The sequence below is a fragment of the Arthrobacter yangruifuii genome, from assembly GCF_009192775.1.
GTDB classification, from domain to species: domain Bacteria; phylum Actinomycetota; class Actinomycetes; order Actinomycetales; family Micrococcaceae; genus Arthrobacter_B; species Arthrobacter_B yangruifuii.
In genome coordinates, this window is sequence record NZ_VTFX01000003.1 from 244,254 (window position 1) to 259,239 (window position 14,986).

Below are 14,986 nucleotides of genomic sequence, written 5' to 3' on the forward strand. Positions count from 1 at the left end.
CAAGAGGAAGGGCCGTCTGTGAGTTCGCAGGACCGAACCAGCAGCCGACGCGCCAGGATCTTAAAGATCTCAGCCGCAACGTCGGCCGGCGCGTTGTTTTTATCGGGGTGTTCATCAGAGGCTCAAACGGGCTGGTTGCCGTCGGACCGCGACACCACTAACCACACCGGCCGGATTATTGACCTGTGGGTCAACTCGTGGATTGCCGCCTTGGCGGTTGGTATCCTCACCTGGGGTTTGATCCTGTGGTGCATGGTTGCCTACCGCCGCCGCAAGAACGAGACCGGGTACCCCCGCCAGCTCAGCTACAACCTGCCGCTGGAAATCTTCTACACGGCGGTTCCGCTGTTCATGGTTCTGGTGTTGTTCTACTTCACCAATCAGGACATCAAGGCCATTAACGCCACCAGTAATGACCCGGACCGGGTCATTATTGATGTGCGCGCCAAGCAGTGGTCCTGGGACTTCAACTATGTCAATGAAGACAAGTACTACCAGGGCACGCAGGTGAACCTCGACGGCAATGAAGTGTCCGCCGACGAGTTCCCCACCCTGGTGCTCCCTGTTGACAAGACCATTGAACTGCAGCTGAACACCCGCGATGTCCAGCACTCCTTCTGGGTGCCTGCCTTCCTGCAGAAGATGGACATCTACCCCGGCCGCACCAACGTCATCACCCTCGAAACCGGCAAGACCGGCACCTTCGACGGTAAGTGCGCCGAGCTTTGCGGTGAATACCACTCCGAAATGCTCTTCAACGTCGAGGTACTCCCGGAAGACGAGTACGACGATTACGTCGCCGGGCTGCCCAGCGGTCAGGTCACCGGGGAATACGACCGCACGTACAACTCAGAATCAAGCGAAGTTAGGAGGTAGGAGGACGCTATGACTACTCTCGAATACACTTCGGAAGATTCCGGCACCAGGGTTGCACCCCGCGTAGTACCCGTCTCCAAGGGACGTATCGTCGTCAACTGGATCACCTCCACTGACCACAAGACGATCGGGTACATGTACCTGATTGCCTCATTTATTTTCTTCTGCCTCGCAGGCGTGATGGCCCTGGTCATCCGCGCGGAGCTGTTTGAGCCCGGCATGCAGATCCTGCAGACCAAGGATCAGTACAACCAGCTGTTCACGATGCACGGCACCGTGATGCTGCTGATGTTCGCCACCCCGCTGTTCTCGGGTTTCGCCAACGTCCTCATGCCCCTGCAGATCGGCGCACCGGATGTCGCCTTCCCGCGGCTGAACGCCCTGGCGTTCTGGTTCTTCCTCTTCGGCAGCACCATCGCCGTCGCCGGCTTCATCACCCCGCAGGGCGCTGCGTCCTTCGGCTGGTTTGCCTACACGCCGCTGTCCAGCACCACGTTCTCTCCGGGCGTCGGCGGTGACCTGTGGGTCTTCGGGCTGGCACTGTCCGGCTTCGGTACCATCCTCGGTGCCGTCAACTTCATCACCACCATCATCTGCATGCGTGCTCCCGGCATGACCATGTGGCGGATGCCGATTTTCACCTGGAACACCCTGGTGACGGCCATTCTGGTCCTGATGGCGTTCCCGCCCCTGGCAGCAGCACTGTTCGCCCTGGGCGCGGACCGGCGCTTCGGCGCTCACATCTTCGATCCGGAGCGCGGCGGTGCCATCCTGTGGCAGCACCTGTTCTGGTTCTTCGGCCACCCCGAGGTCTACATCATCGCGCTGCCGTTCTTCGGCATCGTGTCCGAGATCTTCCCGGTGTTCAGCCGCAAGCCGATCTTCGGCTACAAGGGCCTGGTGTACGCCACCATCGCCATTGCCGCACTGTCCGTGACGGTCTGGGCGCACCACATGTACGTGACCGGCGCCGTTATGCTGCCGTTCTTCGCCTTCATGACGATGCTGATTGCGGTGCCCACGGGCGTGAAGTTCTTCAACTGGATCGGCACCCTGTGGCGTGGCTCCATCACGTTCGAGACACCCATGCTGTGGAGCATCGGCTTCCTCATCACGTTCCTCTTCGGCGGCCTGACCGGCATCATCCTGTCTTCGCCCCCGCTGGACTTCCACGTCTCGGACACCTACTTCGTGGTGGCGCACTTCCACTACGTCATCTTCGGCACCGTGGTCTTCGCAATGTTCGCCGGCTTCTACTTCTGGTGGCCCAAGTGGACCGGAAAGATGCTCAACGAACGCCTCGGCAAGATCCACTTCTGGCTCCTGTTCATCGGCTTCCACGGCACCTTCCTCATCCAGCACTGGCTGGGTGTCCTGGGCATGCCGCGCCGTTACGCGGACTACCTGGTGGAGGACAACTTCACCGCGATGAACCAGTTCTCCACGATCGCCTCCTTCGTCCTGGGTGCCTCGATGATCCCGTTCTTCTGGAACGTGTACATCACCTGGCGCCACGGCAAGAAGGTTGAAGTGGATGACCCCTGGGGCTTCGGTGGATCGCTCGAGTGGGCTACGTCCTGCCCGCCCCCGCGCCACAACTTCACCTCCCTTCCCCGAATCCGTTCGGAGCGTCCGGCACTGGACCTGCACCACCCGGAGCTGCAGCAGCACGTCACTGACGATTCCGCCGCTGCCAAGGTCTTCGGCCCCGGCGACCGGAAGGAAAAAGCATAATGAAGGTTGAGACTAAGCTCTTTGCTTACATGACGCCGTTCTTCATCGTCGTCGGCGTGGTGTACGGATACATGGTGGAGTGGACGGAACCCGTCGGCTACCTGGCCCTGTTCCTCACCGGCGGCATGTCCGGCATGATCGCCTACTACATCGGCTTCACCGGAAAGCGGGTCGGTCCCCGTCCCGAGGACCGTCTGGACGCTGAGATCCATGAAGGCTCCGGCGAGCAGGGCTTCTTCAGCCCGTGGAGCTGGTGGCCGCTGCTGCTGGGTGCCTCCGCCGCCATTGGCTTCCTGGGCATGGCAGTGGGCTGGTGGGTACTGTACATCGGTGCCGGCCTGGCCGTCGTCGCACTGGTCGGCTGGGTCTTCGAATACAGCCGCGGTAACCACGCCCACTAGGGCTGGCAGACAACGCATAAGGGAAGGGTCCGCAGGTAACTGCGGGCCCTTCCCTTATGTCGTTAAGACTTCACGCGCCGGCAGGCACCGGGGGAGGGGGCGGGCGGTGATGCCGGTATTCTTAGACGGCAGCAGTTTTCCCAGCCGAAGGGGCGGAAGAGAAGTATGTTCAGCAATGGTCCGTCCACTATGGCTCCCGTCCTCCGGTGAGCAACCACAGGCTCCGGCTTCTCACCGAGGGCATTGACCCCGGTGCAGGCATTGCCAAACACGTGCAGCTGCAGGGGATCCTCCGGCGGTTCGTGGAGACGCATGCCGCGGCGGGGGAGATCATTCCCTCCGAGCGTGAACTCTCCGAACACTTTGCCGTCGCCCGCATGACCATCCGCCAGGCCGTGGACGCGCTGGTTGCCGACGGCGTCCTGGAGCGCGTCGTCGGACTCGGCACGTTCGTTGCCCGCCCCAAGATGGATCTCCAGGTGCAGCTGACCTCGTACTCGGAGGAGATGCACCGCCGCGGCATGGTGCCGGACGCTCACGTCCTGAGCTTCGAGCAGATCGGCGCCTCGCAGCTGGTGGCACGCGAACTCCACATCGAACCCGGCCAGCCGGTCATTCGCTTCCGGCGGCAGCTGCTGGCCGACGGCGAGCCCATGAGCGTGGATGAGAACTTCATTCCGTCGCACTATGTGCCGGGCATCCTGGAAGAGCAGCCGCCGACGTCGTTGTACAACGTCCTCAGCGAACGCTACGGGCTGGTGATGGAATGGGGCGAGGACACCATCGAGGCGACGGCGGCGTCGGCGTCCATTGCCCGCCTGCTTAACGTCGAGCTGGGTGCGCCGGTGCTGAAGATCCAGCGCCACGCCTACGTCTCACGCGCCATGGTCGACTATTCGGTGTCCTACTACCGTGCTGACCGTTACAAGCTCTGGGTGCCCCTCCAGCGGCCCGGAGTGCGCACCCCGCGTTCATACCACCCGCACCGGCACCGGCCCGCCTGAGCCTGCCCCGGGGGCCCGCAGCCCCTTACCCTAACCCCACTGCAAGGAAGAGGAACAGCACCATGATCACCATTCGGATGTACAAGCGCGACGACGCGGGAGTGCTCCATTTCCGCGAGGCACTCTATGACGAAGACGACGCCCAGCTCATGCTCACCTCCGGGACGGTCGGACACGAGGGGTCCGCAAAGGTCCAGGACGTGGCTCCGGAGGCGGCGGAGGATCTGCTGCACGCCTTCGCGGTTGCCTCGGAGGCGGACGGGTACGCAGAGATCGAACCGGAGGAGCAGCACTGGGTAATTGTCCAGTACGCGCTCAAGACCGCAGCCGGCACCGAACGGGACCGCTACCTGGAGCACAAGGCCACCCAGGCGATCTCCTCGTACTTCCTCTGGCGGGGACTGGGGGAGGTGGACCACACGGAGTTCGCGCCGCGCAAGCTGAACATCTACTGCCTGGTCCCCGACGTAAACAAGGCCGTGGCGGGGCTCAAGGTGGTCCTGCGTGATCCGCTGCTGGATTTCACCAAGCTCACCATCGGGTCCGCACCCGTGGCGGAACCGGCCGCGCTGAAGCAGCGCCATCCGCTTCCCGCCAAGCGTCCCTTCACCCTGGCCTAGCCGGGGACTGCGCCCGGCGCCTGCCGGTACCGCCTGGTAGGGGACTGTGCCGCCCGTAGGGGAGGGTGCCGCCCGCCGGAGAGGATGCCGCCCGCCGGAGCTGCGGGGCCCAGCAGGGCAGATAGAACATGCAAAGAGGGCCCGACCGGATGATCCGGTCGGGCCCTCTTTCTCTGCGTCAGCCTTTGAGGCTAGCGCTGTTCGATCGATGCGGAGTCGTCGGCCTTGGCCTCAACCTCGGCAGGCGACTCGTGGTGATGCGCGTTCTCGAGTTCGGACGGCGTCACCGGGGCAACGCGGTCCTCGAAGAAGAAGCGGGACAGCTTTGCGCGCCGCTTTTCCTTCCCGGAGACCTTGCCGTTGGCGTCCGGCTGGGCCGGAAGGGCCTTGTAGGACTCGAAGTCCACCAGACGGTAGCGCTTGTATTCGTCCAGCGGCTCGTGCACCTCGATGTACTCGCCGTGCGGGAGACGGACAATGCGTCCGCTCTCGACGCCGTGCAGGACAATCTCGCGGTCCTTGCGCTGCAGTGCCAGGGCAATGCGGCGGGCAATGATGAAGGCCAGGATCGGACCGACGAAGAACAGGACCCGCAGCCAGTACGTCACATCGTTCAGCGACACATGGAAGTGCGTGGCGATGAGGTCGGAGCTGGCAGCTGCCCACATCACGCAGTAGAACACGACGCCGGCGACGCCGACGGCAGTGCGGTACGGGGCGTTGCGCGGGCGGTCCAGAAGGTTGTGGACGCGCTTGTCCTTGGTCAGCCAGGCTTCGATCCACGGCCACGTGAAGAGCAGCGTGAAGACGAGTCCTGCCGGGCCCAGGGCGGGCAGCAGCACGTTCAGCGACAGTGTGTTGTCACCCCACGGGAACGGGATGACCCATTCCAGCGGGAACCCGCCCAGGTAGCCCGGCATCAGGCGCAGGGCGCCGTCAACCCAGCCGATGTACCAGTCAGGCTGGGTACCTGCGGACACGGGGGAGGGATCGTAGGGACCGTAGTTCCAGATCGGGTTGATGGTGAAGAAGCCCGCGATGATGGCGATCACGCCGAAGACGATGAAGAAGAAACCGCCGGCCTTGGCAGCGTAGACGGGGCCGACCGGGTAGCCGACAACGTTGTTGTTGGTCCGGCCGGGTCCGCGGAACTGGGTGTGCTTGTGGATGACCACCATGAACAGGTGAATGGCGATCATCAGCAGGATCAGGGCCGGAACCAGGAGGATGTGCAGCATGTACAGGCGACCGATGATGGCGGTTCCGGGGAACTCGCCGCCGAACAGGAAGAAGCTGATGTACGTGCCGACCACCGGAACGGACTTGATAACACCGTCGATGATGCGCAGGCCGTTGCCGGAGAGCAGGTCATCGGGGAGGGAGTAGCCGGTGAAGCCTGCAGCCAGGGACAGGATCAGCAGGACGCCGCCCACCACCCAGTTGAGTTCGCGCGGCTTGCGGAAAGCACCCGTGAAGAAGACGCGGAGCATGTGCACCGAGACGGCTGCCACGAAGAGCAGGGCCGACCAGTGGTGGACCTGGCGCATGAAGAGGCCGCCGCGGACATCGAAGGAGATGTTCAGGGAGGACTCGTAGGCGACTGACATTTCGACGCCGCGCAGCGGAACGTAGCTGCCCTGGTAATGCGTTTCTGCCATGGACGGATCGAAGAAGAACGTCAGGAACGTTCCGGTCATCAGGAGGATGACGAAGCAGTACAGCGCAACTTCGCCGAACATGAAGGACCAGTGGTCAGGGAAGACCTTGCGGCCGAACTCCTTGACCATGGCGGAACCGCTGACCCGCGAGTCAACGAAGTTCGTGATGCGGCCCAGACGGGTTTTTGCCTCGTAAGGGGTGGCGGAGGGAACACTCATGGTTAGCCACGCTCCCAGTAGCTCGGTCCAACGGGTTCAAGGAAGTCGCTCTGGGCGACAAGGTAACCCTCGGAATCAACCTCGATCGGCAGCTGCGGCAAAGGATGGCCGGCGGGACCGAAAATGACCTTGCATTCCTGCGTCACGTCGAAGGTCGACTGGTGGCAGGGGCACAGCAGGTGGTGCGTCTGCTGCTCGTAAAGAGCAACCGGGCAACCAACGTGGGTGCAGATCTTGGAGTAGGCGACAATGCCGTCCACAGCCCAGTTTTCGCGCCCGGGAGAGGGGTTCAGATCCTCCGGGTTCAGGCGCATCAGCAGGACAACAGCCTTGGCCTTCTCCTCGAGCTTGTGCTCGGGCAGATCGTTCAGGCCGTTCGGAATGACGTGGAAGGCAGAACCCAGGGTGACATCCGAAGCCTTGATGGGGGTACCGCTGGGATCGCGCACCAGGCGCGTACCCTTCTTCCACATCGTGTGGCGGAGGGTGTCTCCCGGAAGGGGACCCAGGTCGCGGAAGACCGCGATGGCGGGCAGCGGTGCCAGGACCATGGCGCCAAGGAGGGTGTTGCGGATCAGGGGACGGCGCTTGATGCCCGTTTCCTCAATGATGTCGCCAACCATCTTCTCGGCGATGACCCGGTCCTCTTCAGGACGGATTTCGTGCCGCTCTTCCGTGATCTCGTGGTCCGGCATAAGCGTCTTCGCCCAGTGGACAATGCCCACGCCGATGCCGAGCATGGCAAAGGCGGTGCCCAGTCCCAGGAGGATGTTCTGCAGCCGCAGTTCCGCGATGCTGGCATCATCCAGGTGGATGCTGAAGTACCCGATGAAAAACACGATGGTGCCGATGATGGAGATGACGAATAGAAGCGCCACCTGCCGTTCGGCCCGCTTTTCGGCGCGGGGATTTGTGTCGGCTAGACGAGGGCGGTGAGGGGGAAGTCCTGGATTCTGGAACTTCTCCTCATCTCCCTGGCCAGCCGTAGCGACGGTGCCCGAGGTGTTCGGACTGCCGTGACTATGGTCGCCCATGATCCCCCTCATCCTTCTGTGAAAACTGCATTTATAGACCTATATGTAACTGTGATGTCACCCGTGGAGGTGAGCGCGGCTGTGGTTAGGAAGACCGGGCGGTCAACCAAATGGTGAAAGCGATGATGATTCCCAGACCGGCGGTCCAGATAAACAGACCCTCGGATACCGGGCCCAGGGAACCCAGCTTGGCTCCACCGGGGGAACCCTCGGATTCGATGTCCTTCAGGAACGTGATGATGTCCTGCTTCTCCTCGGGGGAGATGTTGGTGTCATTGAAGACGGGCATGTTCTGCGGGCCGGTGACCATGGCCTCGTAGATGTGCTTTTCGCTGACGCCTTCAAGGCTCGGAGCGAACTTGCCGCGGGTCAGTGCACCGCCGGCAGCTGCTGCGTTGTGGCACATGGCGCAGTTCACGCGGAACAGCTCGCCGCCTTCGGCGGAAGCCTCTGCATCAGCGGTGTCCGGCTCCAGGTATTCCGAGTCCGGAACTGCGGGGCCGGCGCCGAGGCTGGAAACGTAGGCCGCCAGGTCAGCGGTCTGGTCCTCGTCGAACTGGACCGGCTTCTGCTGGGCCTGCGGGCCCTGCATAGCCATCGGCATGCGGCCGGTGCCTACCTGGAAGTCGACCGATGCTGCGCCGACGCCGACCAGGGACGGGCCGTTTTCCGTGCCGGAGGCCTCAATGCCGTGGCACGTTGCACAGTTGGCGACGAAGAGCTTCTCGCCCTCGCTGACGTCGTCGGCAGTGTACGTGGTGGTCGCTGCCTGGGCCTGGTTGGCTCCGTTGGCCATGGCATAGAGACCGCCCGTAACGAGAAGTCCCAACAGCAGCAGCGCGACTGCTGCGAGGGGATGACGCCGCCTTTGCGATAGTGCCTTCACTTCGTAGTTCCTAACTTATGTGGTCTTTGGGAAACTGGTGCCACTTTGAAGTATTTCGTGGGGTGCAAGTCCTCAAGCAGTGTTACTTGAGGAAGTAGATGATGACGAACAGGGCAATCCAGACCACATCAACGAAGTGCCAGTAATACGAGGTTACGATCGCCGACGTGGCTTCGAAGTGTCCGAAGCGCTTGGCGGCGTAGGCACGGCCGATGATGAAGAGGAACGCGATCAGGCCGCCGGTCACGTGCAGGCCGTGGAAACCGGTGGTCAGGTAGAACGCGGAACCGTAAGAGTTCGACGAGAGGGATACGCCTTCAGAAACAAGGGTTGCGTATTCGAAGGCCTGTACGGAGACGAAGATTGCTCCAAGTACGAAGGTCAGCAGGAACCACTCAGTCATGCCCCAGCGGGAAAGCTTCAGGAGCCCTCCGGTGCGGCGTGCCTGAAGACGTTCTGCGGCGAAGACGCCAGCCTGGCAGGTGAAGGAACTGGAAACAAGGATCACCGTGTTTACGAAAGCAAACGGGACGTTCAGCTTCTCGGTCTCCATGGCCCACAGGTCGCTCGAAGTCGAGCGAAGGGTGAAATACATGGCGAAGAGGGCAGCAAAGAACATCAGTTCGCTGGAGAGCCACACCACGGTTCCTACGGAAACCATATTGGGGCGGTTCAGCGTGGGGTGAGCCGGGGTACTGGGGGCATGGGTCGCTGTTGTCACATAGACATTATGGCGGTAAAAGTGCCCACTTCACCAACAGATCAGGGCCTGCGGCGCGTCCCGGACCGGCCTCGGCGCCCCGGATCCCTGTATTGGCGCGGAAATGGGCCTCAAGAAAGAAATCGGCTTTTTCTACGATTCGTAGATAACCTAGGGGATGTGACTACGATTCCGAGTTCCGGTGACACCTGGCCAAGCCTGATTACTGCGCTGATCGGGGGCAGGAACCTTTCCACCGAGCAGACCCGATGGGCCATGGGGACCATCATGGCCGGCAACGCCACGGACTCCCAGATCGCGGGGTTCCTGGTGGCACTGCGCGCCAAGGGAGAGACCGTGGACGAGCTCACCGGGCTTGTGGAGGCCATGGTCGCCAACGCGCGCCCCATCGATATACCGGGGGAGACCCTCGACATTGTGGGCACGGGAGGTGACCGTCACAATACGGTCAACATTTCTTCCATGGCTGCCTTGGTGTGTGCCGGCGCCGGGGCGAAGGTCGTCAAACACGGAAACCGGGCGGCGTCGTCGGCTTCCGGATCCGCCGACGTCATCGAGGCGCTGGGAGTCCGGCTGGACCTGCCCGTAAAGCGTGTTGCGCAGGCTGCCATCGAGGCGGGGATCACCTTCTGCTTCGCCCAGGTCTTCCACCCGTCCATGCGCTATGCCGCCGTGCCCCGCCGTGAGATGGGCGTGGCCACCGCTTTCAATTTCATGGGGCCGCTGACCAACCCGTCCAACCCCAGTGCGTCGGCGATCGGTGTCGCCGACGCACGGATGGCACCGCTGATGGCCGGAGTGCTTGCCCGGCGGGGCGTGCGCGCGCTGGTGTTCCGCGGCGAGGACGGGCTGGACGAGATGACCACCACCGGCGTCTCCACCGTCTGGGAAGTCCGTGACGGGGCCGTGGAGCAGTCCGTAGTGGATCCCCTGGACCTCGGCATCAGCCGCGCCACGCTGGAGGACCTGAGGGGCGGTGACGCCGCGGCGAACGCCGCAGTGGTGCGCAGCGTGCTGGCGGGGGATAAGGGGCCGGTGCGTGACGCCGTCGTCCTGAATGCGGCGGCAGCACTCGTGGCGCTTGACCGGGAGGCGGAGGGTCCGCTGATGCAGCGGCTGGCGCGCGGCCTTGCCCGTGCCTGCGAATCAATCGACAGCGGTGCTGCCCAGACGGCGCTGGACCGCTGGGTGGCCGTCACCCGCTAGGCAGGCCCGCGGGCCGTCAGCTGTCGAAGCCGAGCGAGAACGCGGCGTCGAGGTCATGCTGGGAGTAGGCGCGGAAGGCGATCTGCGTTGTCGTTCCGATCACGCCGTCCACCTTGGACAGGCGGTTGGCAATGGTGTCCGCCAGGTCCTCATGACGCTGTACGCGGGCAATGGCGATGAGGTCGCAGTCGCCGGTGACGGAGTAGACCTCGCTGATGCCCTCGAGCTCGGAGATCTCCTCGGCGCATTCCGGAATCCGGGCCGAGTCCGTCTGGATGAGTACAAAAGCGGTGATCATGGGGGGCCTTTCGATGCTGGGTCGACGCGGAGGCGTCCGTTCCCTTTGAGCCTAGTGGATTCCGCGCCGCCGGTGCCCTGCGGAGCGGGAAACGACGAGCCACACCAGCCGGTGGCCCAGCAGGAACGCACCCAGCACCGTCAGGGTCACCACTTGGAAGCTGAGGGCCGTGCCGCCGCCGGACAAGGCCCGGATAGCGAGGCCTCCGGCCACCGTGACGAGCCAGACCACGATGCCTGCGGGCCAGAGCTGCCCGGGGCGGCGCCAGGCACGCATTGCGGCCCAGGCGATGAGGCAGGCAAGGATGAAGGGCAGGGCCGTCAGGAGAATCCCCGTGACGGCAAGTCCGTGCTCATGGCTCTGCCGGCCCAGGGCAGCGAAAACGGTGATGAGGACCAGGTCCAGCCCCAGCATCCAGGGCCAGCTGCGGCGGTTCACCGCAGTCGTGGCTGTTTCGGTGTTTCGGGAGTCCGTGGAGTTCATGCTGTCCGTCCTCGTGAGTTCTCCCTCACATAGGGGCCGAGCAGCTCGCGGACGCGGGCTTCCACCGACTCTCGTCCGGTACCCGATTCGAGCAGCCGGGTGGAGGAGTGCACGATCGCGTTGATGAGCTCCGCCGTCACCGCGGGATCCTCGACGCCGAGCAGGGTCAGGGTATCCACCAGGGGTGTGAGCAGCTGCCGGTGCATCATGGCGCTCTGGTTGTCGAGTTCCTCGCCGGGGGCGACGGCGGCGAGTGCGTTGCCGACCGCATGCTCGCCCTCCGCTACCAGGGCGATGTTGGTCAGCACGTAGGCCATGATGCGGTCCGCCGGCTCGGGCTCGGCGTCCATGGCCTCCCGGACCCGCCGGGTCCAGCGGGGAAATACGTCCAGCACCAGGGCGTGGAGCAGGTCCTGGCGGGACTTGTAGTACTGATAGGCGCTGGGACGGGCGAGGCCCGCCAGCGCGGCAACTTCTGCCATGCTGGGGGCCTCACCGGTCCGGGCCAGGAGGGTGCGTGCCGCGTCAAGCAGCGCCCGCTGCTGTGCCGCCCGGTGTTCGGCCACCGTGGGGGCGTTTATTCGGGGCACTTGCCCTCCTGTTCATACCGTTCACATGTTTGCACCGTCCGGAAACGGTGCACGTCTTAGCCGACCAGACGCCCGTCCACCATTTCGACGACGCGGTCGCAGTGGTGCAGGACATCGTGATCGTGCGTCACCATAACTGTAGCAACGCCGCGCTCGTGGGTTTCCCGTGCCAGCAGGGCCACCACGTCCTGGCTGCGGGCCCGGTCCAGGGCCGCCGTGGGCTCATCCACGAGCAGCAGGGAGGGCCGGTTGACCAGTGAGCGGGCAATGCCCACGCGCTGGCGCTCACCGCCGGAAAGCTGGTCCGGGCGGCTCTTGGCTTTGTGGTCCATTCCTACGGCAGCCAGCAGCTCCAACGGGTCGAAGCCGTCCCGGCTGCCGGCCAGCTTCAGCATGAGCTTGAGCTGTTCGGCGGCGTTCAGGGCCGGGATCAGGTTACCGGACTGGAAGACGAAGCCGATTTCCTTCAAGCGGAACTTGGCCCGCTCCGCCTTGCTGAGGGTGCCCAGATCCACGCCGTTAACCTTTACGGTTCCCGAATCCGGTGTGGTCAGAGCTCCGGCGACGGCCAGCAGGCTGGATTTCCCGGCACCGGAGGGGCCCACAACGGCCACCATTTCCCCGGGCGATACGGACAGTGTGACGTTGTCGAGCGCCTGGACGGTGGCCTCGCCGTCGCCCAGTGCCAGGTTTGCTCCCGAGATCAGCAGCCCGCCGGTGCGGGTGCCGGGATTGGATGTCTGTGTTTCGGTGCTCATCGCTGTCCTCCAAGTGCCACCAGGGGATCTACGCGGGAAATCCGGACGATGGCAAGGGCGGCGCCCACCAGGCCCAGAACGATCGTCAGCACGGTTGCTGTGGCGATCGGGGCTGCTTCCAGGGCGAACGGCATGGCCGTTCCGCTCAGTCCGGCGCCCATGCCGAGTCCGGCAAGGATGCCGACCACGGTGGAGACCACCAGGATGATGGCGGCCTGGAGCAGGCCGTCGCGCAGCAGGTAGCCGGTGGAGGCGCCGACGGCGCGCAGCACGGCGAGTTCATGGCGGCGCTGGATCGTCCAGACGGTGAAGAATGCGCCGACCACCAGGGCGCAGATGGCGTACAGGAAAACCTGGATCATTTCGAGCGTCATGGTTTCGGCGGAGTAGCCGGGGGAGGCGTCGAAGGATTCCGCCAAGGTGGAGGTGACGGTTCCGGCTGCGGAATCTCCGGCGGCAAAGTCAATGTCCGCTCCGTCGGCGGCCTTCAGGGCCACGGTGCTGGCGGTGTCGAAGTCCACACTGCTCACTGCGGCCTGCGTCGGGGTGCCCGGAGAACTCTGGCCGCTGGCCACGTATTGCCAGGTGTCCAGGGGCAGGTAGGCCAGGTCTACGTGGCCGAACGTCGCCTGGCCGTCCGTGTAACCGACCACCGTGAGTTCGACGTCGATGCGCTCGAGGGTTACGACATCGCCGATGGCCAGGCCGGCGTCAGCGGCCGTGGAGGAGACCACAATCTCATCCGGCGCCTCAATGCCGCGGCCTTCGCCGATTTCGGGGGCCAGGAAGGAGTCCGGCTCGATGCCGAACAGGGCCAGGTCAACCTGGGTGCCGTTGCCGGTGGTGCCGTTCATCATGGCGGTGCCCATCAGGGCAGCGTCCTCGACGCCGGGCTGTTCCGCCCAGGTGTCTGCCTGGCCTTCATCCACCACGCTGCGTGAGAACGCGTTATCTGTTTTGGTGCCCTCATTGAAGGCAAATGCGGTGGCCGGCATGGACTTCAGGCCGGACACGCCGTCGTTGACGAGGCCTGAGGACAGGCCGGACAGCAGGACCATAAGAACGGCTATCAGGGCAACAACGCCACCCATTAGTCCGAACCTGGCCCGTGCGAAACGCAACTCGCGCAGCGCTAAAAACATCGGAACCCCTTGTTGGATTGTCTGGTTGCCGACAGCTTGTCGGTAACATACCAACATAATGTCAGAAAGATGCGCGGGGAGCCAACCGGGCTGCGGCCGGTACGGCGGGCAGCCCTGTCGGGCCCTGGTGGGGGGATGGTCTGCTTTAGCAATGGCTGGCCGGCAGGCGCCGGTGTGGGGTTCCGCGAAAACCTGGCGGGGCGGCTGAGCGCGAGCCGGACCTACGCCGCCGCAGGGGCCGTGGTACCGGTGCTCTTCGTCGTCGTTCTGGGTCTGTTTGTGGTGCTGAACGGGCACTGTGCCGCGGCAGTGCGGGCGGCCCGGGCCGTGGCGGGCGCGTTCCTCTGCCGGCGCCGGCCCTGGCCGGCTTTGGAACACCGGCCGGCGTGGCTGTCCCGGGGTGCTGTCCGGGGGGTGCTCTCCTGGCGGATCAGGCAGTGCTGCTGCCGATCCTGCTGGGCACACTGTCCTATGTCTCTCGGGGTCCTGCGGGAGGCTGCCCGCCGAGCCGGGGGATGGTTCTTCCCCGGCACCGGCGGGCAGCGGGCGGTTTAGGACCAGATGTCGTCGCCGCGCAGCGTCGCGTCGGCGCCGCCGTCGGTGTAAATGGTCTGTCCCGTGGTGTGGCTGTTCTCTTCGGACGTCAGCCAGATCAGCAGGCGGGCGATCACTTCCGGGTCCGAGTGGCCGTTCAGCGGCATCGGCACGTTCGCGTCAACCATGGCCCGGCCCTCGGGGGTGGACAGCAGATCCCGCGTCATGGCCGAGACCACGGTGCCCGGAGCAACGGCGTTCAGCGGAATGCCGTTGCCGGCGAAGGCGGGGCTGATGCTTTCGCGGCGGACCCAGCGGCTCAGTGCACGCTTGCTCGAGGGGTAGTTAAGGTATCCGGTCTGGGGGCCGCTGTCGGCGAGCGTCTGGCCGATCCGCAGGGCTTCCTCTTCGTTGCCGGCAAGCATCGCATCCACCAGCTCGGGGGAGTTGGGCTGCAGGCTGGCCATGGAGCTGACGACGGCGGCGCGGGGCGCGCTGCTCTTGGCCAGGACCGGCACCAGTGCGGTCAGGAAGTCTGTGACTCCAAAGAAGTTCACGGCAACCGTGATGGGTGCCGGTGCGGAGATGCCGGCGCAGGCGATCACAGCGTCCACGTTTCCGCCGGCGAGCTCCACGGCCTTGGCGACGGCGGCGGAGCGGCCCTCCGGCGTGCTGAGGTCCGCTTCGACATCTGCGTTGCGCAGGTCGACGCCGATGACGGTGTTGCCGCGCTCCTTCAGGATGGCGGCGGTTGCTGCTCCGATGCCCGAAGCTGATCCGGTCACAATGTAGGTTCTAGTCATGTTTACAGTGTAGACCTGC

16 protein-coding genes are annotated in these 14,986 nt (G+C 64.3%); 6 read left to right on the forward strand and 10 right to left on the reverse strand.

Annotation, left to right across the window (positions count from 1 at the left end; genetic code table 11):
• The first annotated feature begins 18 nt into the window (after nucleotides 1-18).
• The 5 genes from ctaC to GD627_RS07830 all read left to right on the forward strand — a co-directional run bounded on the left by ctaC (nucleotide 19) and on the right by GD627_RS07830 (nucleotide 4,635).
• Nucleotides 19-876 (forward strand): aa3-type cytochrome oxidase subunit II, encoded by an 858-nt coding sequence (gene ctaC / locus GD627_RS07810; RefSeq protein ID WP_152272030.1) that lies wholly within the window; start codon nucleotides 19-21, stop codon nucleotides 874-876.
• Nucleotides 877-885: 9 nt separating this feature from the next.
• On the forward strand, nucleotides 886-2,610 hold the full coding sequence (gene ctaD / locus GD627_RS07815; protein ID WP_152272031.1) for an aa3-type cytochrome oxidase subunit I: 1,725 nt from the start codon (nucleotides 886-888) through the stop codon (nucleotides 2,608-2,610).
• A complete protein-coding gene (locus GD627_RS07820; RefSeq protein WP_146361919.1) occupies nucleotides 2,610-3,011 on the forward strand; it encodes a cytochrome c oxidase subunit 4 in 402 nt (133 codons plus the stop codon). The genes ctaD and GD627_RS07820 overlap by 1 nt, the downstream gene beginning before the upstream one ends.
• A 206-nt stretch (nucleotides 3,012-3,217) precedes the next feature.
• Nucleotides 3,218-4,015: a GntR family transcriptional regulator gene (locus GD627_RS07825; protein WP_425481900.1), complete on the forward strand. Its 798-nt coding sequence runs from the start codon at nucleotides 3,218-3,220 to the stop codon at nucleotides 4,013-4,015.
• A 62-nt stretch (nucleotides 4,016-4,077) separates the two neighbouring features.
• Nucleotides 4,078-4,635, forward strand: a complete 558-nt coding sequence (locus GD627_RS07830) for a hypothetical protein (protein WP_146361920.1) — start codon at nucleotides 4,078-4,080, stop codon at nucleotides 4,633-4,635.
• Between the two features lie 191 nt (nucleotides 4,636-4,826).
• On the opposite strand, the gene qcrB is transcribed toward GD627_RS07830, so the two are convergent.
• The 4 genes from qcrB to ctaE all read right to left on the reverse strand — a co-directional run bounded on the left by qcrB (nucleotide 4,827) and on the right by ctaE (nucleotide 9,153).
• Complete coding sequence (gene qcrB / locus GD627_RS07835) at nucleotides 4,827-6,512, reverse strand: cytochrome bc1 complex cytochrome b subunit (protein WP_152272032.1); 1,686 nt, start codon at nucleotides 6,510-6,512, stop codon at nucleotides 4,827-4,829.
• A 2-nt stretch (nucleotides 6,513-6,514) separates the two neighbouring features.
• The gene (gene qcrA, locus GD627_RS07840; RefSeq protein WP_146361922.1) at nucleotides 6,515-7,546 is read right to left on the reverse strand and encodes a cytochrome bc1 complex Rieske iron-sulfur subunit; all 1,032 of its coding nucleotides are present in this window, start codon (nucleotides 7,544-7,546) and stop codon (nucleotides 6,515-6,517) included.
• An 85-nt stretch (nucleotides 7,547-7,631) separates the two neighbouring features.
• On the reverse strand, nucleotides 7,632-8,432 hold the full coding sequence (gene qcrC, locus GD627_RS07845) for a cytochrome bc1 complex diheme cytochrome c subunit (protein ID WP_152272033.1): 801 nt from the start codon (nucleotides 8,430-8,432) through the stop codon (nucleotides 7,632-7,634).
• An 82-nt stretch (nucleotides 8,433-8,514) separates the two neighbouring features.
• Nucleotides 8,515-9,153 carry an aa3-type cytochrome oxidase subunit III gene (gene ctaE, locus GD627_RS07850; protein ID WP_146361924.1) on the reverse strand — a complete coding sequence of 213 codons (639 nt, stop codon included), beginning with the start codon at nucleotides 9,151-9,153 and terminating at the stop codon, nucleotides 8,515-8,517.
• A gap of 159 nt (nucleotides 9,154-9,312) precedes the next feature.
• On the opposite strand from ctaE, the gene trpD reads away from it, so the two are divergent.
• On the forward strand, nucleotides 9,313-10,359 hold the full coding sequence (gene trpD, locus GD627_RS07855; protein ID WP_152272034.1) for an anthranilate phosphoribosyltransferase: 1,047 nt from the start codon (nucleotides 9,313-9,315) through the stop codon (nucleotides 10,357-10,359).
• Between the two features lie 16 nt (nucleotides 10,360-10,375).
• Here trpD and GD627_RS07860 read toward each other — a convergent pair whose 3' ends face one another.
• The 6 genes from GD627_RS07860 to GD627_RS07885 form a co-directional block, all read right to left on the reverse strand.
• Entirely contained in the window at nucleotides 10,376-10,657 is a 282-nt protein-coding gene (locus tag GD627_RS07860) for an Lrp/AsnC family transcriptional regulator (RefSeq protein WP_146361926.1), read from the reverse strand.
• A 51-nt stretch (nucleotides 10,658-10,708) separates the two neighbouring features.
• Nucleotides 10,709-11,140, reverse strand: coding sequence for a DUF3054 domain-containing protein (locus GD627_RS07865; RefSeq protein WP_152272035.1), 432 nt, complete (start codon nucleotides 11,138-11,140; stop codon nucleotides 10,709-10,711).
• Nucleotides 11,137-11,730 carry a TetR/AcrR family transcriptional regulator gene (locus GD627_RS07870; RefSeq protein WP_152272036.1) on the reverse strand — a complete coding sequence of 198 codons (594 nt, stop codon included), beginning with the start codon at nucleotides 11,728-11,730 and terminating at the stop codon, nucleotides 11,137-11,139. The genes GD627_RS07865 and GD627_RS07870 overlap by 4 nt, the downstream gene beginning before the upstream one ends.
• A 56-nt stretch (nucleotides 11,731-11,786) precedes the next feature.
• Nucleotides 11,787-12,488, reverse strand: coding sequence for an ABC transporter ATP-binding protein (locus GD627_RS07875; RefSeq protein ID WP_152272037.1), 702 nt, complete (start codon nucleotides 12,486-12,488; stop codon nucleotides 11,787-11,789).
• A complete protein-coding gene (locus GD627_RS07880; protein WP_343032385.1) occupies nucleotides 12,485-13,579 on the reverse strand; it encodes an ABC transporter permease in 1,095 nt (364 codons plus the stop codon). The genes GD627_RS07875 and GD627_RS07880 overlap by 4 nt, the downstream gene beginning before the upstream one ends.
• 602 nt (nucleotides 13,580-14,181) lie before the next feature.
• Complete coding sequence (locus GD627_RS07885) at nucleotides 14,182-14,967, reverse strand: SDR family oxidoreductase (protein WP_152272039.1); 786 nt, start codon at nucleotides 14,965-14,967, stop codon at nucleotides 14,182-14,184.
• Between the last annotated feature and the right edge of the window lie 19 nt (nucleotides 14,968-14,986).

Bases quoted from the DNA above. Each gene is read 5' to 3' on its own strand.
- ctaD (WP_152272031.1), top strand. From the start codon at position 886: ATGACTACTCTCGAATACACTTCGGAAGATTCCGGCACCAGGGTTGCA.
- GD627_RS07820 (WP_146361919.1), top strand. From the start codon at position 2,610: ATGAAGGTTGAGACTAAGCTCTTTGCTTACATGACGCCGTTCTTCATC.
- GD627_RS07830 (WP_146361920.1), top strand. From the start codon at position 4,078: ATGATCACCATTCGGATGTACAAGCGCGACGACGCGGGAGTGCTCCAT.
- qcrB (WP_152272032.1), bottom strand. From the start codon at position 6,512: ATGAGTGTTCCCTCCGCCACCCCTTACGAGGCAAAAACCCGTCTGGGC.
- qcrA (WP_146361922.1), bottom strand. From the start codon at position 7,546: ATGGGCGACCATAGTCACGGCAGTCCGAACACCTCGGGCACCGTCGCT.
- GD627_RS07860 (WP_146361926.1), bottom strand. From the start codon at position 10,657: ATGATCACCGCTTTTGTACTCATCCAGACGGACTCGGCCCGGATTCCG.
- GD627_RS07865 (WP_152272035.1), bottom strand. From the start codon at position 11,140: ATGAACTCCACGGACTCCCGAAACACCGAAACAGCCACGACTGCGGTG.
- GD627_RS07875 (WP_152272037.1), bottom strand. From the start codon at position 12,488: ATGAGCACCGAAACACAGACATCCAATCCCGGCACCCGCACCGGCGGG.
- GD627_RS07880 (WP_343032385.1), bottom strand. From the start codon at position 13,579: ATGGGTGGCGTTGTTGCCCTGATAGCCGTTCTTATGGTCCTGCTGTCC.
- GD627_RS07885 (WP_152272039.1), bottom strand. From the start codon at position 14,967: ATGACTAGAACCTACATTGTGACCGGATCAGCTTCGGGCATCGGAGCA.